Source organism: Neobacillus thermocopriae (genome assembly GCF_010975035.1).
Lineage (GTDB): Bacteria > Bacillota > Bacilli > Bacillales > Cytobacillaceae > Neobacillus > Neobacillus thermocopriae.
The window spans coordinates 19278-35715 of the sequence record NZ_JAAIUV010000016.1; the positions used below are offsets into that span (position 1 = coordinate 19278).

Here is a 16438-nt window from a genome sequence, read left to right on the forward strand (position 1 = left end):
TTTATGGAATTTTGTTAGTACTATGTGTCATCTCCATTGTTTCTCTATGCTTGTTAGGAATAAATGATCTTAACATCGGGAAAATCCTGATAGTAGTTTGTTCCGCTTTTGCTGCTACAAGTATTATGAAGCTAGTAAGTTTAAATAAAAATCATTAAATTGAGGTGAAATAGGATGAGTTCTGCTTTATGTCCAAAGTGCGGAAAAGATGTTGTCAATAAGTTACATTTAGTACCCGTTCATCTCCAAAATAAAGACCAGGTGGTTCAATTATTAACATGTGGATCCTGTCATACCATTATTGGAATATATGACGCTGAAACAGCAAAAACAGTAGATCGTATCTTCTTAAAGCTATAACAAGCACCAAATACTCTCTATCTCGTTGTAGACAGAGAGTATTAATGCTTGTTTTATTTTCCACCTATCCTTCTGTAAATTTAGTAATACAATAAGCTTATCTTTCTAAAACGAATAATAAAACTAAAAAACAAATATTCATCCAATGAAAGAGTATGAAAAAACATACGAAGAGTTTAAGCAAGTGAAAAGGTGTTTTGTGATTTCAAAATTAAACTAATTGTTTTTAAGAGAGAAATGAAATAGCTTCTATTAAAATCCGAAGAAATTAAAGCCTAATACTTCGATTTTCATTCAGAGACATTAGGCTTCTTGCTCTAGTAGATCGGTTCTTAAGTGCAATACTTCATCCTTAACGATCATATTACTGAGTTTTTTTTCGATATTCAATCATTGCGCCCAATTTATGAAAAATGTTTATTTATTTGCTATTTTATTCAATACCCAAAGGTATATAGAAAACCCAGCAAAGGTTATCAATGTGCTAATAATTAGTTGTGTTTCATGTTTTAATGGTGTAAAGCTCAATACATATTTTGGTACTATCAACAATACTAAAGAAATAATGAAAATCCACGTTTTTGACCAAATAGACATGCCAATGATAAAGAATGTTGTAATAACCCCTATAATCACGCTTGCTGTATTGCCAAAATGAATAATAGGAGTATGAATGGTTTGATTTAAGTAAATTAAACCAATAAACAAGAAAAGAGGCAGTGACATTATTATAAATAATTTAATACCTTGAATTTTTGAAGATTGATTTGTTGTGGAAATATATTTAAATCCAGCAAAGATCAAAGTAATAAATATGGTTCCAATGATAATATATCCAACAATCTCTAACACAGAATAGGAAAGGTTCCCTTCTAATAAATCAGAGAAGATTGTAAAAGAAAATGATCCAAAAATAATTAGACAAATGTATTGAATCCAACTTCGAAAGTCAATGCTCATTTCCTTAGAAACCATCTCCATATATTCTTTCGGTGATTTTCCAATAATTTTATCAATGGGCTTCCCATTTTTTTCTGCTTCTAATAAATGAACTTTCAATTCTTCCACAACTTCTTCTATTTCATCTGAGTTTTTCCCACAAGAAAATAAATAGAGGCGTAAATTCTCTAAAAATGCTTTACTTTCATTTGAGAGTTTTAAGTCATTCAACCGTCCCATCTCCTTTTAATAAATTTGTGTTGGATTCATTGTTCAAAACCCTATTTACATTGTTTTGTAAGTACCTCCATCGCTCAATAAACAATTCTAATTCTGCTTCACCTTTTGGTGTAAGCGAGTAATATTTTCTTTTAGGCCCAGCAGTTGATTTTTTCAATGTTGAAGTAACCAATTCTTCCTTTTGCATCCTCATTAACAATGGATAAATCGTCCCCTCGCTAAAGGAATGAAATCCATAGCTTTCAAGCTTTTCAGCCAGCTCATATCCATATACTTCTTTATTTTTAATAATAGCTAGCAAACACCCTTCAATAATTCCTTTTAGCATCTGTGTTGTCGACAAGTCCAATTCACCCCGCTTCCAATAACTTGTAATACAAGGGTTATACCATTACATATATCTTGCATTACATGGTATATAAATCATATTAACAATTTTTTCCTTGTAATGCAAGATATATTAGCCTTAGGAATTCCTCTAATGGGATAAAAACAAATCCTTCATAGAATGACTATATATACGATATGCATCCCATGCATTTGAAGCAGGAATGAGCATAAAAGGAGTATAGAGTGGTTAGATCACTCAGACATTCACACAACCATGAACATCTATCCATACGTTTCTGATACATAAAATGAGACAACACTAGAAGTTCAAGAAGGTTTAGATATTCCAAACGAAGTGATGCTTAATATTGCTAATCAAATTGATTCCAACATTCGTGAACTTGAAGGAGCTCTTATCCGTGAACCTTGTACTTCAATTTCTACTGTATCAGTAGGAAGCTTCTTTACAATTTTACTAAAAAATTTTGCTTGGATAACAATTGATCCAATCTCTTTAATTTCAACAATTTCATTGCCTTCTTCTTCTTTGGGAATATATTTAATGCATGAATAATGTAGATGACCATAAGTAAAAATTGTGGATTTTCAAGCAAAAAAAGACCCCCAACCAATATTGGTTGAGAGTCTTGAAACGTGAATATATTAACGTTTTGAGAATTGTGGCGCGCGACGAGCACCTTTAAGACCGTATTTTTTACGTTCTTTCATACGTGCATCGCGAGTTAATAGACCAGCACGTTTTAATGTTGGACGATATTCTGGATCAGCTTGAAGCAGTGCACGAGCAATACCATGACGGATTGCACCAGCTTGGCCAGTGTAGCCACCACCGCTTACGTTTACTAGAACATCATAGCTACCAACAGTTTCAGTTGCTACTAATGGTTGTCTTACAACAACACGTAAAGCTTCAAATGGGATATAGTCGTTAATGTCACGATTGTTAATTACAATTTTACCTGTACCTGGAACTAAGCGCACACGTGCGACAGAGCTCTTACGACGGCCAGTACCGATATATTGAACTTGTGCCAAGTTAATTTCCTCCCTCTTCATTAACCGCGAAGTTCGTAAACTTCAGGTTTTTGTGCTTGGTGCGGATGCTCTGCGCCAGCATAAACATGTAATTTTTTGAACATTTTACGTCCTAGAGAATTCTTTGGAAGCATGCCTTTAACAGCAAGCTCAAGCATTTTCTCTGGATAGTTTGTACGCATTTCAAGAGCAGTTCTTTGTTTTAAACCGCCTGGATGTAAGCTGTGACGATAGTAGATTTTGTCATTTAACTTGTTACCAGTTAATTGAATTTTAGATGCATTAAGAATAATGACATGATCACCAGTATCAACATGTGGTGTATAAGTTGGTTTGTGTTTACCGCGTAAAATTGATGCTACTTCAGAAGCAAGACGTCCAAGAGTCTTCCCCTCAGCATCAACTACGTACCATTTGCGCTCGATATTGTTGGCATTTGCCATAAACGTTGTACGCATGAGTTTCCCTCCTAATTAAATCCATAAAAAATATTTATTTGCGCACGGTCACGAGCATATTAGTGTCCGATTCTGTTCCGGGAATGAACATTAAAGCCGAGCGTGCAATTAATTTTGTTAATCATATATTTTCAATCACGATGAAGACTTTCCGGGGCTTATCGTGGGATTAAAAACACACACATATAATATAATAAATAATTGGTATCTAATTGTCAAGAAAATGTTACACCAGGATAGGTTGTTTTATGAAATCAGTTGATGAGTGCTTTTAATAATACACTTTCCAAAGATATAATCCATGAGCCGGTGCGGTTTTGCCAGCCAATCGTCGGTCTTTCGCCTCCAAAATTTTTGGAATATCAGCAGGCTCCAAACGACCAGTACCTACTTCTAATAACGTCCCTACTAGAATGCGAACCATATTATAAAGAAAACCATTCCCAACAAAACGCAGTATTAACATATTTCTATCTTCCAACCATTCAATGGAAATGGTTTGAATGGTTCGAACCTTGTCCTCGACGTCTGTGTTTGACGCACAAAAACTTGTAAAATCATGCGTGCCAAGAAAGAATTGACTTGCTTCCTTCATTGCTTGCAAATTCAATGAGTAGGGATACTGAACCGCAAAATTCCGTTGAAACGGGTCGCGCCTGTCTGACAAATAAAGCAAATAACGATATTCTTTTCCTACCGCACTAAATCGGGCATGAAACGAATGATCTACTTTCTCCACCGAAATCACGGAGACATCCTCGGGGAGTAAAGAATTCAAGGCAATAACCCAACGATCCTCAGGGATTGCTAGAGGAGAATCAAAATGAATGACCTGTCCCTTAGCATGGACCCCTGCATCGGTCCTACCGGAAGCAGTCACCTTCACTTGGGTACCTTTATGCAATTTTGCCAAAGCGGTTTCCAATTCTAACTGAACAGTTCGCTTATTAGGCTGAACTTGATAACCGGAAAATCCTGAACCATCATAGGCTATGATTCCTTTGTATCTTTGCATTATTTCTCTCCATTACGAACGGAATATTATTAATAAAATTGTTAATATGACTAATAACCCAACCTGCAAGGTATCTATCATTCTCCAGCTTAATTGGCGGTATTTCGTTCGTCCCTCACCGCCGCGATAACCTCGTGCTTCCATTGCTATCGCCAGCTCCTCCGCCCGTTTAAAAGAACTGACAAACAATGGTATGAGCAGTGGAATAACCGCCTTGATGCGTTCCTTAATCGGGCCGCTGGCAAACTCTACTCCCCTAGCAATCTGTGCCTTCATAATTTTATCTGTTTCCTGCATAAGTGTAGGAATAAACCTTAATGAAATCGACATCATTAACGCCATTTCATGAACAGGAAAGCGCAGCTTCTTCAAAGGGGTTAATAATGTTTCAAGGCCATCGGTAATTTCAATGGGTGTTGTTGTCAAAGTCAAAAGAGACGTTATCAAAATTAGAAAGAAGAACCGGAGAGAAATAAATAATCCCATCCTAATCCCTTCCTCATAAATTTCGATCGGTCCCCAATCGAAAACTAGATTACCACCCTTAGTAAAAAACAATTGTAATAAAAAAGTAAATAAAACAAGCCATATTACCGGCTTTAAACCACCATATAGAAACCGAAATGGAACCTTAGATAACCCCAGCATAAAAAATGTATAAAGAGCAATTAATGCATAGGTAATCCAATTGTTTGCAAGAAAAATAATAGCAACAAACAGAAAAATTATGATTAACTTGGAACGGGGATCCATCTTATGAATAACAGATGGAATGGGTACATAACGGCCAAATATCATTTTCTCCATCATGTGCGAACACCTCTGCCTAATAGTTCTGCCACGGCAGATGACAACTCTTCAATGGATAAATAAACTTTATCCAACTTAACCGATAATTTTTGCTCTAGTTTCATTTGAAACCGAACAACTTCCGGAACGTCCAGACCCATTTTTACTAATTCAGATGGAGAAGAAAAAATCTCAGTAGGGGTCCCCTTTTTCATGACACGGCCACGCTGCATGATAACAATTTGATCTGCGTATTTCGCCGCATCTTCCATACTATGAGTGACAAGAATCGTAGAAAGATTTCTTTTTTTATGAAGGGTATAAAACATTTCCATGATCTCGTTCCTACCACGTGGATCAAGCCCAGCAGTTGGCTCATCCAAAACAAGAACATCGGGATTCATCGCCAAAACTCCAGCAATGGCCACGCGTCGCATTTGTCCACCTGATAAATCAAACGGAGATTTTTCTAATATTTCTTCTCCAAGTCCTACTTGCTTTAAAGCCTCTCGTGCCCGGGCTTTGGCCTCTTTTTCCGATACCCCAAAATTCATTGGTCCGAAAATAATATCCTTTTCTACGGTTTCTTCAAACAATTGATGTTCAGGAAACTGAAAGACAATCCCTACTTTTTGGCGGACCTCTCTTAAGTTTTTATTTTTCTGATGGGATTTAATTTCATGTTCACCGATTTTAACCGTTCCTTCTGTTGGTACTAACAGTGCATTCAAATGTTGTAATACAGTCGATTTACCGGATCCAGTATGGCCAATTAAAGCCAAATAAGTCCCTGTTGGAATATCGATGGATACGTCCTGAATAGCTATTCTTTCAAACGGCGTATTGGCCTGATAACGGTATTCTACTTGTGAGAGTGAGATGTCCATAGCTCTGTCACCAACTCTTCTTCCGTTAAATAATGTTTCGGTAAATCGATTCCCTTTTGACGAAATGCTTTCCCTATTTTTACGGAGAATGGAATATCTAGCCCTAGCTTAATTAATTCCTCATCCATCGAAAAAATTTCCTCAGGGGTGCCTTCACGATAAACCTCTCCCTTATTCATGACAATGATTCGATCCGCTTTTGCCGCCTCTTCTAAATCATGTGTAATAGAGATTACAGTTAATCGATTTTCATTCTTTAAATCTCTAACTACTTCTAACACCTCTTCTCGTCCCCTAGGGTCGAGCATCGAGGTAGCTTCATCTAAAATGATAATGGACGGACTCAAGGCTAAAACTCCGGCAATGGCAACTCGTTGCTTTTGTCCTCCCGATAGATGGTGGGGCTCTTGATATAGAAATTGTTCCATTTTAACTTTTTTTAATGAATCTTGAACACGCAAAACCATTTCTTCTCTCGGGATTCCCATATTTTCTAAACCAAAAGCCACATCATCCTCTACAGTTGTCCCAACAAACTGATTATCAGGGTTTTGAAAAACCATACCCAATTGTTTACGTATATCCCATACATTTTCTTCCGTTAATGGTAAACCGCAAACGGTAATCTTCCCTTGATTAGGAAACTGCAAACCATTTAATAATTTGGCCATTGTTGACTTGCCAGAACCATTATGTCCTACGATGGCAAGCCATTCTCCTTCGTAAATATCAAAAGTAACAGAATGCAGGGCATAGTTGTCTTGTCCGTCATATTGAAAACAAACATCATTTAATGATATGATTGGTTTCTTTGTCATTGCCGTCCCCCCTCAGCTCTCTCTGCTCAGCTCAATATCTCTATATACAAAAAAAGCCTGCACCTCATCCCGCAGGCAAGACCGATATTAACTGCCTATCATTAACAATTCCTTCACAGGAATGGGAAGAGGTGCATGAGCTAGACGAGACGCAGCAAAGAAAAAACAATACATTACTTTCTTTCCGGTATACACTATCACAATTTAAACGGTCCAATATAAATATTGGAGCATACGCTCATCATAACGCTCTTTTTGGCTTGGTTCGTGTAAAAGGTGTATGTTCGAAGCAAAACACCACAACATTCACCTTAAATAAATTTAAGTTTTAACGTTAGTCGGTTGTCCCTACAAACACCATAAAGTGTTATCCTTAACCTTAAACAAAAAGGGCAGAGAACAAGTTTGTTACTAAACTGTCCAGTACCCTTGTTGTCTAAAGAATATATTAAACTAATTCAATGATAACCATTGGAGCGCCATCGCCACGGCGTGGTCCAAGCTTCATGATGCGAGTATAACCACCTTGACGTTCTTGATAACGTGGAGCAATATCGCTGAATAGCTTTTGAAGTGCATCTTGGCCAGTTTCAGCATTAGCTACTTCGTTACGAATAAAAGCTGCAGCTTGACGGCGTGCATGTAAGTCACCACGTTTTCCAAGAGTAATCATCTTCTCAACAGTAGAGCGAAGTTCTTTCGCACGACTTTCTGTTGTTTCGATGCGTTCGTTGATGATTAAATCTGTTGTTAAATCACGAAGCATAGCTTTACGCTGTGCACTTGTACGTCCTAACTTTCTGTATGCCATGAAGGGTTCCCTCCTTTTTGAAGTCATTAATCGGATTGAATAAGCTTAATAAAAGAACAAATAATATAATTATTAGTCGTCCTTACGTAAGCCCAATCCAAGCTCTTCTAGTTTTGCTTTCACTTCTTCAAGTGATTTACGACCTAAATTACGTACCTTCATCATATCTTCTTCAGTTTTATTTGCTAATTCCTGAACTGTATTAATTCCGGCACGTTTTAAACAGTTATATGAACGAACAGATAGATCAAGTTCTTCAATCGTCATTTCAAGAACTTTTTCTTTCTGATCTTCTTCTTTTTCTATCATGATTTCAGCATTTTGAGCCTCATCGGTTAAACCAACGAAAATGTTCAAATGCTCGGTCAAAATCTTTGAACCAAGAGCAATCGCTTCTTTTGGCCCAGTGCTTCCATCTGTCCAAACATCAAGCGTTAGCTTATCATAATTTGTCGATTGACCTACGCGAGTATTTTCTACTTGATAAGATACACGAGAAACCGGAGTGTAAATAGAATCAATCGGAATGACACCAATCGGTTGGTCTTCCCTCTTGTTTTGATCTGCAGGAGTATAGCCGCGGCCTCGTTTTGCCGTTAAGCGCATGCGTAGGTGTCCATTAGACGCTAGCGTTGCAATATGGAGATCTGGATTTAAGATTTCCACATCACTGTCATGCGTAATATTGGCTGCTGTAACCGGGCCTTCGCCTTGTACATCAATTTCAAGTGTTTTCTCTTCATCAGAGTAGATTTTTAAAGCTAATTTTTTAATGTTTAAAATGATGGATGTTACATCCTCTACGACGCCTTCAATTGTTGAGAACTCATGAAGTACCCCATCGACCTGAATCGATGTAACAGCGGCACCTGGGAGTGAAGATAATAGGATACGACGTAAGGAGTTACCCAAAGTGGTACCATATCCACGCTCAAGTGGCTCTACGACAAATTTACCGTACTTGGCATCATCGCTGATCTCAACCGTTTCAATTTTTGGTTTTTCTATTTCGATCAATTCATAACCCTCCTTCAAAACGTCGAAACCTCGATTAGTTCACCGCTAATCGAAATTCCCCCATGTATACTTTCCCGTTTTGTGCACAACAACTGGAATGCATTTTCTGTATTAGGGAAATTCATAACATATCCCATTATAGACAAATAATACAATTTCTATACAGAAAAATTAAACACGACGACGTTTTGGTGGACGGCATCCGTTATGTGGAACTGGAGTAACATCTTTAATTGCTGTTACTTCTAACCCAGCAGCTTGAAGCGCACGAATGGCTGCCTCACGACCTGCACCAGGGCCTTTAACAGTAACTTCTAATGTTTTCATACCATGTTCCATAGATGATTTTGCTGCAGTTTCAGCTGCCATTTGCGCTGCAAATGGAGTAGATTTACGAGAACCTTTGAATCCAAGCGCACCTGCACTTGACCAAGAAATTGCATTACCATGGACATCAGTAATTGTTACAATTGTGTTGTTAAATGTTGAACGGATATGTGCGATACCAGATTCAATATTCTTTTTAACACGACGTTTACGTGTATTTGTTTTACGAGCCATTTAAATAACCTCCTTTGCCGATTACTTCTTCTTGTTCGCAACAGTCTTACGAGGACCTTTGCGTGTACGAGCATTGTTTTTCGTATTTTGTCCACGAACAGGTAAACCACGACGATGACGCAATCCGCGGTAGCAACCAATTTCCATTAAACGCTTAATGTTAAGAGAAACTTCACGGCGAAGGTCACCTTCAACTTTTAGCTTGTCAACGATATCACGGATTTTGTTTAATTCGTCCTCTGTTAAATCACGTACACGAGTATCTTCAGAAACACCAGCTTCTGCAAGAACTTTTTGTGCAGTTTTTTTGCCAATACCATAAATGTAAGTTAAAGAGATAACTACACGCTTTTCACGTGGAATATCAACACCAGCAATACGTGCCATTAATGCACACCTCCCTTAGAATTAACCTTGTTTTTGTTTATGTTTAGGGTTTTCACAGATAACCATAACTTTTCCGCGTCTACGGATTACTTTACATTTTTCGCAGATCGGTTTAACTGATGGTCTTACTTTCATTATCCTAACCTCCTTAGTAGTACGGAGTGCAATCAGATTATTTAAAGCGGTAAGTGATTCTTCCGCGAGTTAAGTCATATGGAGAAAGCTCAACAGTTACTTTATCTCCTGGCAAAATCCGAATAAAGTGCATACGAATCTTCCCGGAAACATGAGCAAGCACAGTATGACCATTTTCTAATTCTACCTTAAACATTGCGTTTGGCAAAGTTTCAATAACTTTACCTTCAATTTCAATAACATCATCCTTGGCCATGGGTCTCGTCTCCCTTCTCTTTTCGAAATATCGTCATTAATGACTAGTAATGCAAAGCGTGTCTTCTCGATCGTACGTTGTTGGCAACCTTTAAAGTATAACATGTAGTACGTATTTTGTCCGCAAGTAATTTTTGTCTAATGAAGAATTTCATTTCTTCATGTCATTCTTGCCCAACTCTCGGCCCTGTATACAACTAGTACAAGAGAAAAGCCTAATGCTTTCACATACATCCATAGTTTTAGGAGAGATAACGAGAGTCGCATGCCATGATAATAGGACTAATAATTAACGAAGTCCTTGCAATAAATTCTCGATATCAGCAAATACTTTGTTAATATCTTGCTGACCATCAATTGTTCGTAAATAACCTTTAGTTTCGTAAAACGTTAATAATGGTTCCTGCTGCTTGATGTTAACATCTAATCTATTTTGAACAGTTTCTGCGTTATCATCTGCTCTTTGGTATAGCTCTCCCCCACAGCGATCACAAACGCCCTCTTTGGCAGGAGGGTTGAAAACAAGATGATACGTAGAACCACACTCTTTACAAATGCGGCGTCCTGTCAAACGTTCCATTAGAATACTTTTATCAACATTAATATTGATTACATAGTCAATCTTTTTATTTAAATCTGCTAAAAGACTTTCTAATGCTTCAGCTTGAGGGACCGTTCTAGGAAAACCATCAAGTAAAAAGCCATTTTGACAGTCATCTTTACTTAAACGTTCACGAACAATGCCAATTGTTACTTCATCAGGAACAAGTTCACCTTTGTCCATAAAAGATTTAGCTTTTAATCCTAGTTCAGTTCCTTCTTTCATTGCTGCACGGAACATATCTCCAGTAGAAATATGAGGGATGCCGTATCGTTCAACAATTTTCTCAGCTTGGGTTCCTTTACCTGCACCAGGAAGCCCCATTAATACTAAATTCACACGTATTCCCCCTCGTGCTTAAGAATGGGTTTTTAGGGGCCCGTATTTGGGTCCCGTTAAACCTTCTTTATTTAATAAAACCTTTATAATGACGTTTAACTAATTGTGCTTCAAGCTGCTTATACGTCTCGAGTGCAACACCAACAACGATGAGCAAACTTGTTCCTCCAATTTGGGCTGATTGTGGAAGATTCGCTATGTTTATGAAAAACACAGGGAGGATCGAGATGATTGTCAAGAAGATCGCACCCACAAATGTTAAACGATATAAAACGCGAGTTAAATATTCTTGCGTGTTCTTACCTGGACGAATTCCAGGAATATATCCACTTTGCTTTTGTAAGTTTTCCGCTGCTTGTTCAGGATTCACTTGAATAAAAGCATAAAAATAAGTAAACGCAATAATTAATGCAGCATATAAAATCATTCCAATAGGAGCAGAGTAGTCCAGATTCTTATTAATCCATAATGTCACATCATTTGTTGGGAAGAACGATGCAATCGTTCTAGGTGTAACAATAAATGAAACCGCAAAGATTACTGGAATAACCCCAGCTGCGTTAACTTTTAAAGGCATATGAGTGGATTGGCCACCCACAGGGGTACGACCTGCTACCACGCGTTTAGCGTATTGTATTGGAATTTTACGAGTAGCCTGTTGAATAAAAATAACTCCAACAGTAATTAAAAGAACAGCAAGAGCAATTAGAACCACTTTAACAATCCGTATGAACAGCTGATCCCCTGCATTTTCAAATTGTTGAACAAAAATCTGATTGAGCACTGTTGGAATGCCAGCAACAATCCCAGCAAAGATAATAATGGAAATACCATTGCCCACACCTTTTGCCGTAATTTGTTCACCTAACCACATTAAAAAAGCAGTACCAGCTGTTAATACTACCGCAATTAGTAAATACGTGCCTATACCAGGATTCTCAATTAGCTGTCCGCCAACTAAGTTATTAAAACCATAAGCCATACCAAAAGCCTGGATAAAACCAAGCACAATCGTAAAATATCGTGTAAATTGGGCAAGCTTACGGCGACCTGCTTCCCCTTGTTTGGACCACTCTGTAAATTTAGGAACAACGTCCATTTGCAGAAGTTGGATAATAATAGAAGCAGTGATATAAGGCATAATTCCCATCGCAAAGATGGAGAAGTTTTGCAGTGCACCTCCACCAAATGTATTTAAAATGCCGAAAGCGCTCATTTGATCTTGTAGAGCAAGAATTTCAGCATTTACATTTGGTACAGGTATAAATGCACCGATTCGAAACACGATTAACATTAAAAGGGTGAATATGATCTTACGTCTTATTTCACCCACGCGCATAAAATTGGAGATAGTTTGGAACATTAGATCACCTCTGTAGTTCCACCAGCAGCTTCGATCGCTTCCTTAGCAGCAGATGAGAATTTATGAGCCTTTACAGTAAGTTTTTTCTCTATGTTCCCTTTTGCAAGAATCTTGATTCCTGCTTTCTCGTTACTTACAACGCCTGTTTCGATAAGAAGTTCTGGAGTAACTTCTGTACCTTCTTCAAAGCGATTTAACGCATCAAGATTTACAACTGCATATTCTTTGCGGTTGATATTTGTAAAACCTCGTTTTGGTAAACGACGGAATAAAGGTGTTTGACCACCCTCGAAACCGATGCGAACACCGCCGCCGGAACGAGCTTTTTGACCTTTATGACCTTTACCTGCAGTTTTACCTTGACCAGATCCGATACCGCGACCTAAACGCTTGCGTTCTTTACGAGAACCTTCGGCAGGTTTTAACTCATGAAGTTTCATATTGGCACCTCCTTATGAAAGAAAACAACTTTTATTGTTCTTTAACTGTAACAAGGTGAGCAACTTTATTAATCATACCGCGAATAGCAGCGTTATCTTGATGCTCAACTGTTTGATTTAGTTTCCGTAAACCTAGTGCTTTAACTGTTTCGCGTTGGTCTTGAGGACGACCAATGACGCTTTTTTTGAGGGTAACTAATAGTTTATTCGCCATTTGATATCCCTCCTTATCCTAACAGTTCTTCTACTGATTTACCACGTAATTTCGCTACGTCTTCAGCACGTTTTAATTGTTTTAACCCTTCGACAGTTGCACGTACCATGTTAATTGGAGTGTTCGTTCCAAGGGATTTTGATAGGATATCACCAACACCAGCAAGTTCAAGTACCGCACGAACTGGACCGCCGGCAATTACTCCTGTACCTTCAGAGGCAGGTTTAATGAGGATTTCACCTGCTCCAAAACGTCCAATAACTTCATGTGGAATTGTAGTTCCAACGATTGGTACTTCAATTAAATTTTTCTTAGCATCCTCAATTGCTTTGCGGATTGCATCAGGCACTTCTTGTGCTTTACCGGTACCGAAACCGACATGGCCGTTTTTATCTCCGACTACAACAAGTGCAGAAAAACGGAAACGACGTCCACCTTTAACAACCTTCGCAACACGGTTTACCGTAACTACGCGTTCTTCTAGTTCAAGTTTGTTTGGATCAATGCGACGCATTTTTTATGTCCCTCCTTTGTCTATTAAAATTGTAAGCCGTTTTCGCGGGCAGCATCAGCTAATGCTTGAATACGTCCATGGTACAAGTATCCTCCACGGTCAAACACAACAGAAGTGATACCTTTTTCTACCGCACGTTTAGCGACTAATTCTCCGACCTTTTTCGCAGCTTCAATATTGCTTGAAGACTCAAGGTTAAGTTCTTTATCTAATGTAGAAGCACTTGCTAAAGTAACTCCTTTAGTGTCATCGATTAATTGAGCATAAATATGCTTATTGGAACGAAACACATTTAGACGTGGACGAGCAGAGGTACCGCTTAGTTTCGCACGAACACGAGCATGTCTTTTCTTGCGAACAGCGTTTTTATCTTGCTTCGTAATCATTTCCGTCACTCCTTTCGTTTACCTATGCGGCATTACTTACCTGTTTTACCTTCTTTACGGCGTACATATTCGCCTTCGTAACGGATTCCTTTGCCTTTGTATGGCTCAGGAGGACGAACCTGACGAATATTTGCTGCTAATGCACCAACACGTTCTTTGTCAGCACCCTTAACAGTAACTTTTGTATTTGAAGGAACTTCAATTTCAAGGCCTTTTTCTGGTTCAATCTCAACTGGATGAGAGTAACCTACGTTTAATACAAGTTTGTTACCTTGCTTTTGTGCACGGTATCCAACCCCGATTAACTCTAAACTCTTTTCAAAGCCTTTAGAAACACCTTCGATCATGTTTGCGATAACCGCGCGAGTTGTACCGTGCAATGCGCGGTGCTCTTTCACATCAGAAGGACGAGAGATCGTAATAACATTCTCTTCAATATTAATGTTCATATCAGGATTAAAAGTACGAGTAAGCTCGCCTTTTGGTCCTTTTACAGTAACAGTGTTGTTATTTAATGTAACTGTTACACCTGCAGGAATTTCGATTGGTTTTTTTCCTACGCGAGACATTTAGTGCACCTCCATTCATCAAAAAATCGATTACCAAACGTATGCGAGAACTTCTCCGCCGATTTGCTTAGCACGAGCTTCTTTATCAGTGATTACACCTTGTGAAGTTGAAACAAGTGCGATTCCAAGTCCGTTAAGTACACGTGGTACCTCATTGGATTTAGCATAAACGCGTAGTCCAGGCTTACTAATACGCTTAAGACCAGTAATAACACGTTCATTATTTGGACCGTATTTTAAGAAAATACGAATAATACCTTGTTTGTTATCTTCGATATATTCAACGTCACGAATGAAACCTTCGCGCTTTAAAATTTCAGCAATTTCTTTTTTGATATTAGAAGCAGGCACTTCTAATTTTTCGTGACGTACCATGTTCGCATTGCGAATGCGAGTAAGCATATCTGCAATTGGATCTGTCATGACCATTATTTTTACCTCCTTCCACAACTATGAGTTTTACCAGCTTGCTTTTTTAACACCAGGAATTTGTCCTTTATACGCTAATTCACGGAAACAAATACGGCAAAGCTTAAATTTACGGTATACAGAGTGTGGACGGCCACAGCGTTCGCAACGAGTATACGCTTGAACTTTAAATTTAGGCTTACGTCTTTGTTTCGCAATCATTGACTTTTTAGCCACGTTTTCGCCTCCTTATTTAGCGATTACTTTTGGAATGGCATTCCAAGTAGAGTTAAAAGTTCACGAGACTCTTCATCTGTTTTTGCAGTAGTAACAATAACGATGTCCATACCGCGCACTTTGCTTACTTTATCATAATCAATTTCAGGGAAAATTAGCTGTTCTTTAATACCTAAAGTGTAGTTACCGCGACCATCAAATGCTTTCTTAGAAACACCACGGAAGTCACGTACACGAGGTAAAGAAACAGAAACTAATTTGTCCAAGAATTGATACATACGCTCACCGCGAAGAGTAACCTTTGCACCGATTGGCATACCTTCACGAAGACGGAAGCCTGCAATAGATTTCTTAGCACGAGTTACAAGTGGTTTTTGACCTGTAATAGTAGCTAGTTCTTCAACTGCGTTGTCAAGAGCTTTGGCGTTTTGAACAGCATCACCAACACCCATGTTAACAACGATTTTTTCAATCTTTGGTACTTGCATTACTGATTTATAGTTGAACTTGCTCATAAGAGCAGGAACGATTTCTTTGTTATATTTTTCTCTTAGGCGGTTCATGTATTGTACCTCCCTTCTTATTTAAACTATTTATCTAATACTTCACCGGATTTTGCTACGCGTACTTTTTTACCATCAATTACTTTATGATAAACGCGAGTAGGGTTACCAGTTTTAGGATCAATAGGCATTACATTTGATACATGAATTGGAGCTTCAAAGCTGATAATTCCGCCCTGTGGATTAGCTTGAGAAGGCTTAGAATGTTTTTTAACAATGTTCACACCTTCTACAACAACACGGCTTTCCTTAGGATAAGCAGCTAGGATTACGCCTGTTTTACCTTTATCCTTACCAGAGATTACTCTGACCTTATCGCCTTTTTTTACATGCATCCGTAAGCACCTCCTTAAAGGCAATTGTTATTTTTGATTAAAGAACTTCTGGAGCAAGTGAAACGATTTTCATAAAGTTGTTATCGCGAAGTTCGCGTGCAACTGGTCCGAAGATACGAGTTCCACGTGGGCTCTTATCTTCTTTGACAATAACACATGCGTTCTCATCAAAACGAATGTAAGAACCGTCAGGACGGCGAACACCACTCTTTGTACGAACAACTACTGCTTTAACAACATCACCTTTTTTAACAACGCCCCCTGGTGTTGCTTGTTTCACAGTACAAACGATGATATCGCCAATGTTAGCAGTCTTACGGCCTGAACCACCAAGAACTTTAATAGTAAGTACTTCACGAGCACCAGAGTTGTCAGCAACTTTCAAACGTGATTCTTGTTGAATCATGTGTG

General features: G+C 38.3%; 27 protein-coding genes and 2 pseudogenes. 2 read left to right on the forward strand and 27 right to left on the reverse strand.

Annotation, left to right across the window (positions count from 1 at the left end):
* The first annotated feature begins 174 nt into the window (after positions 1–174).
* Complete coding sequence (locus tag G4Z05_RS10830; RefSeq protein WP_163251940.1) at positions 175–360, forward strand: hypothetical protein; 186 nt, start codon at positions 175–177, stop codon at positions 358–360.
* Positions 361–777: 417 nt separating this feature from the next.
* Here the strand turns inward: G4Z05_RS10830 and G4Z05_RS10835 are convergent, their stop codons facing one another.
* A complete protein-coding gene (locus G4Z05_RS10835) occupies positions 778–1530 on the reverse strand; it encodes an HAAS domain-containing protein (RefSeq protein WP_163251941.1) in 753 nt (250 codons plus the stop codon).
* Positions 1523–1867 carry a PadR family transcriptional regulator gene (locus tag G4Z05_RS10840; RefSeq protein WP_163251968.1) on the reverse strand — a complete coding sequence of 115 codons (345 nt, stop codon included), beginning with the start codon at positions 1865–1867 and terminating at the stop codon, positions 1523–1525. Before G4Z05_RS10840 ends, G4Z05_RS10835 begins: the two co-directional genes overlap by 8 nt.
* Before the next feature lie 333 nt (positions 1868–2200).
* Here G4Z05_RS10840 and G4Z05_RS16540 point away from each other — a divergent pair.
* Positions 2201–2290 (forward strand): annotated as a pseudogene (locus tag G4Z05_RS16540) (hypothetical protein); the annotation flags it as partial.
* Positions 2291–2295: 5 nt separating this feature from the next.
* On the opposite strand, the pseudogene G4Z05_RS10850 reads toward G4Z05_RS16540, so the two are convergent.
* The 25 genes and pseudogenes from G4Z05_RS10850 to rplN form a co-directional block, all read right to left on the reverse strand.
* Positions 2296–2427: pseudogene (locus G4Z05_RS10850) on the reverse strand (DNA polymerase III subunit beta); the annotation flags it as partial.
* Between the two features lie 105 nt (positions 2428–2532).
* Positions 2533–2925, reverse strand: a complete 393-nt coding sequence (rpsI, locus tag G4Z05_RS10855; RefSeq protein ID WP_163183178.1) for a 30S ribosomal protein S9 — start codon at positions 2923–2925, stop codon at positions 2533–2535.
* Positions 2926–2945: 20 nt separating this feature from the next.
* The gene (gene rplM, locus G4Z05_RS10860; protein ID WP_163251942.1) at positions 2946–3383 is read right to left on the reverse strand and encodes a 50S ribosomal protein L13; all 438 of its coding nucleotides are present in this window, start codon (positions 3381–3383) and stop codon (positions 2946–2948) included.
* A 271-nt stretch (positions 3384–3654) separates the two neighbouring features.
* Entirely contained in the window at positions 3655–4398 is a 744-nt protein-coding gene (gene truA, locus G4Z05_RS10865; RefSeq protein ID WP_163251943.1) for a tRNA pseudouridine(38-40) synthase TruA, read from the reverse strand.
* Between the two features lie 12 nt (positions 4399–4410).
* Positions 4411–5208, reverse strand: a complete 798-nt coding sequence (locus G4Z05_RS10870) for an energy-coupling factor transporter transmembrane component T family protein (protein ID WP_163251944.1) — start codon at positions 5206–5208, stop codon at positions 4411–4413.
* On the reverse strand, positions 5205–6074 hold the full coding sequence (locus tag G4Z05_RS10875; protein ID WP_163251945.1) for an energy-coupling factor ABC transporter ATP-binding protein: 870 nt from the start codon (positions 6072–6074) through the stop codon (positions 5205–5207). The genes G4Z05_RS10870 and G4Z05_RS10875 overlap by 4 nt, the downstream gene beginning before the upstream one ends.
* Positions 6050–6892, reverse strand: coding sequence for an energy-coupling factor ABC transporter ATP-binding protein (locus tag G4Z05_RS10880; protein WP_163251946.1), 843 nt, complete (start codon positions 6890–6892; stop codon positions 6050–6052). The genes G4Z05_RS10875 and G4Z05_RS10880 overlap by 25 nt, the downstream gene beginning before the upstream one ends.
* 448 nt (positions 6893–7340) lie before the next feature.
* A complete protein-coding gene (gene rplQ, locus G4Z05_RS10885) occupies positions 7341–7703 on the reverse strand; it encodes a 50S ribosomal protein L17 (RefSeq protein WP_038538525.1) in 363 nt (120 codons plus the stop codon).
* A 72-nt stretch (positions 7704–7775) separates the two neighbouring features.
* Entirely contained in the window at positions 7776–8720 is a 945-nt protein-coding gene (locus G4Z05_RS10890; RefSeq protein WP_038538522.1) for a DNA-directed RNA polymerase subunit alpha, read from the reverse strand.
* A 171-nt stretch (positions 8721–8891) separates the two neighbouring features.
* A complete protein-coding gene (gene rpsK, locus G4Z05_RS10895) occupies positions 8892–9281 on the reverse strand; it encodes a 30S ribosomal protein S11 (RefSeq protein WP_038538519.1) in 390 nt (129 codons plus the stop codon).
* 21 nt (positions 9282–9302) lie between these two features.
* Positions 9303–9668 carry a 30S ribosomal protein S13 gene (gene rpsM / locus G4Z05_RS10900; protein ID WP_038538516.1) on the reverse strand — a complete coding sequence of 122 codons (366 nt, stop codon included), beginning with the start codon at positions 9666–9668 and terminating at the stop codon, positions 9303–9305.
* 21 nt (positions 9669–9689) lie between these two features.
* The gene (gene rpmJ / locus G4Z05_RS10905; RefSeq protein ID WP_000868344.1) at positions 9690–9803 is read right to left on the reverse strand and encodes a 50S ribosomal protein L36; all 114 of its coding nucleotides are present in this window, start codon (positions 9801–9803) and stop codon (positions 9690–9692) included.
* A gap of 37 nt (positions 9804–9840) precedes the next feature.
* Positions 9841–10059, reverse strand: a complete 219-nt coding sequence (gene infA, locus G4Z05_RS10910; RefSeq protein ID WP_007085268.1) for a translation initiation factor IF-1 — start codon at positions 10057–10059, stop codon at positions 9841–9843.
* A gap of 288 nt (positions 10060–10347) precedes the next feature.
* A complete protein-coding gene (locus tag G4Z05_RS10915) occupies positions 10348–10998 on the reverse strand; it encodes an adenylate kinase (RefSeq protein ID WP_163251947.1) in 651 nt (216 codons plus the stop codon).
* 67 nt (positions 10999–11065) lie between these two features.
* Entirely contained in the window at positions 11066–12361 is a 1296-nt protein-coding gene (gene secY / locus G4Z05_RS10920; protein WP_163251948.1) for a preprotein translocase subunit SecY, read from the reverse strand.
* Complete coding sequence (gene rplO / locus G4Z05_RS10925; RefSeq protein WP_038538505.1) at positions 12361–12801, reverse strand: 50S ribosomal protein L15; 441 nt, start codon at positions 12799–12801, stop codon at positions 12361–12363. Before rplO ends, secY begins: the two co-directional genes overlap by 1 nt.
* 31 nt (positions 12802–12832) lie before the next feature.
* Entirely contained in the window at positions 12833–13015 is a 183-nt protein-coding gene (gene rpmD / locus G4Z05_RS10930; RefSeq protein WP_038538503.1) for a 50S ribosomal protein L30, read from the reverse strand.
* A 13-nt stretch (positions 13016–13028) separates the two neighbouring features.
* A complete protein-coding gene (gene rpsE / locus G4Z05_RS10935; RefSeq protein WP_038538500.1) occupies positions 13029–13529 on the reverse strand; it encodes a 30S ribosomal protein S5 in 501 nt (166 codons plus the stop codon).
* A 23-nt stretch (positions 13530–13552) separates the two neighbouring features.
* Positions 13553–13915 carry a 50S ribosomal protein L18 gene (rplR, locus tag G4Z05_RS10940; RefSeq protein ID WP_038538497.1) on the reverse strand — a complete coding sequence of 121 codons (363 nt, stop codon included), beginning with the start codon at positions 13913–13915 and terminating at the stop codon, positions 13553–13555.
* A 32-nt stretch (positions 13916–13947) separates the two neighbouring features.
* The gene (gene rplF, locus G4Z05_RS10945; protein WP_163251949.1) at positions 13948–14484 is read right to left on the reverse strand and encodes a 50S ribosomal protein L6; all 537 of its coding nucleotides are present in this window, start codon (positions 14482–14484) and stop codon (positions 13948–13950) included.
* Between the two features lie 30 nt (positions 14485–14514).
* Entirely contained in the window at positions 14515–14913 is a 399-nt protein-coding gene (gene rpsH / locus G4Z05_RS10950; protein WP_038538490.1) for a 30S ribosomal protein S8, read from the reverse strand.
* A gap of 30 nt (positions 14914–14943) precedes the next feature.
* Positions 14944–15129 carry a type Z 30S ribosomal protein S14 gene (locus G4Z05_RS10955; protein WP_038538488.1) on the reverse strand — a complete coding sequence of 62 codons (186 nt, stop codon included), beginning with the start codon at positions 15127–15129 and terminating at the stop codon, positions 14944–14946.
* Positions 15130–15152: 23 nt separating this feature from the next.
* Positions 15153–15692, reverse strand: a complete 540-nt coding sequence (gene rplE / locus G4Z05_RS10960) for a 50S ribosomal protein L5 (RefSeq protein WP_163251950.1) — start codon at positions 15690–15692, stop codon at positions 15153–15155.
* Between the two features lie 26 nt (positions 15693–15718).
* Entirely contained in the window at positions 15719–16027 is a 309-nt protein-coding gene (gene rplX, locus G4Z05_RS10965) for a 50S ribosomal protein L24 (protein WP_038538482.1), read from the reverse strand.
* Positions 16028–16064: 37 nt separating this feature from the next.
* A complete protein-coding gene (gene rplN / locus G4Z05_RS10970) occupies positions 16065–16433 on the reverse strand; it encodes a 50S ribosomal protein L14 (RefSeq protein WP_038538479.1) in 369 nt (122 codons plus the stop codon).
* Positions 16434–16438 lie beyond the last annotated feature (5 nt).

Coding starts and splice junctions, on each gene's coding strand:
- rpsH (WP_038538490.1), bottom strand. CDS start 14,913: ATGGTCATGACAGATCCAATTGCAGATATGCTTACTCGCATTCGCAAT.
- rpmD (WP_038538503.1), bottom strand. CDS start 13,015: ATGGCGAATAAACTATTAGTTACCCTCAAAAAAAGCGTCATTGGTCGT.
- rplO (WP_038538505.1), bottom strand. CDS start 12,801: ATGAAACTTCATGAGTTAAAACCTGCCGAAGGTTCTCGTAAAGAACGC.
- G4Z05_RS10870 (WP_163251944.1), bottom strand. CDS start 5,208: ATGATGGAGAAAATGATATTTGGCCGTTATGTACCCATTCCATCTGTT.
- rplF (WP_163251949.1), bottom strand. CDS start 14,484: ATGTCTCGCGTAGGAAAAAAACCAATCGAAATTCCTGCAGGTGTAACA.
- rplR (WP_038538497.1), bottom strand. CDS start 13,915: ATGATTACGAAGCAAGATAAAAACGCTGTTCGCAAGAAAAGACATGCT.
- rplN (WP_038538479.1), bottom strand. CDS start 16,433: ATGATTCAACAAGAATCACGTTTGAAAGTTGCTGACAACTCTGGTGCT.
- rplQ (WP_038538525.1), bottom strand. CDS start 7,703: ATGGCATACAGAAAGTTAGGACGTACAAGTGCACAGCGTAAAGCTATG.
- rplE (WP_163251950.1), bottom strand. CDS start 15,692: ATGAACCGCCTAAGAGAAAAATATAACAAAGAAATCGTTCCTGCTCTT.
- rpsE (WP_038538500.1), bottom strand. CDS start 13,529: ATGCGTCGCATTGATCCAAACAAACTTGAACTAGAAGAACGCGTAGTT.
- rpsK (WP_038538519.1), bottom strand. CDS start 9,281: ATGGCTCGTAAAACAAATACACGTAAACGTCGTGTTAAAAAGAATATT.
- rplX (WP_038538482.1), bottom strand. CDS start 16,027: ATGCATGTAAAAAAAGGCGATAAGGTCAGAGTAATCTCTGGTAAGGAT.
- G4Z05_RS10875 (WP_163251945.1), bottom strand. CDS start 6,074: ATGGACATCTCACTCTCACAAGTAGAATACCGTTATCAGGCCAATACG.
- rpmJ (WP_000868344.1), bottom strand. CDS start 9,803: ATGAAAGTAAGACCATCAGTTAAACCGATCTGCGAAAAATGTAAAGTA.
- G4Z05_RS10840 (WP_163251968.1), bottom strand. CDS start 1,867: ATGCTAAAAGGAATTATTGAAGGGTGTTTGCTAGCTATTATTAAAAAT.
- infA (WP_007085268.1), bottom strand. CDS start 10,059: ATGGCCAAGGATGATGTTATTGAAATTGAAGGTAAAGTTATTGAAACT.
- rplM (WP_163251942.1), bottom strand. CDS start 3,383: ATGCGTACAACGTTTATGGCAAATGCCAACAATATCGAGCGCAAATGG.
- secY (WP_163251948.1), bottom strand. CDS start 12,361: ATGTTCCAAACTATCTCCAATTTTATGCGCGTGGGTGAAATAAGACGT.
- G4Z05_RS10880 (WP_163251946.1), bottom strand. CDS start 6,892: ATGACAAAGAAACCAATCATATCATTAAATGATGTTTGTTTTCAATAT.
- rpsM (WP_038538516.1), bottom strand. CDS start 9,668: ATGGCACGTATTGCTGGTGTTGATATTCCACGTGAAAAGCGTGTAGTT.
- truA (WP_163251943.1), bottom strand. CDS start 4,398: ATGCAAAGATACAAAGGAATCATAGCCTATGATGGTTCAGGATTTTCC.
- G4Z05_RS10830 (WP_163251940.1), top strand. CDS start 175: ATGAGTTCTGCTTTATGTCCAAAGTGCGGAAAAGATGTTGTCAATAAG.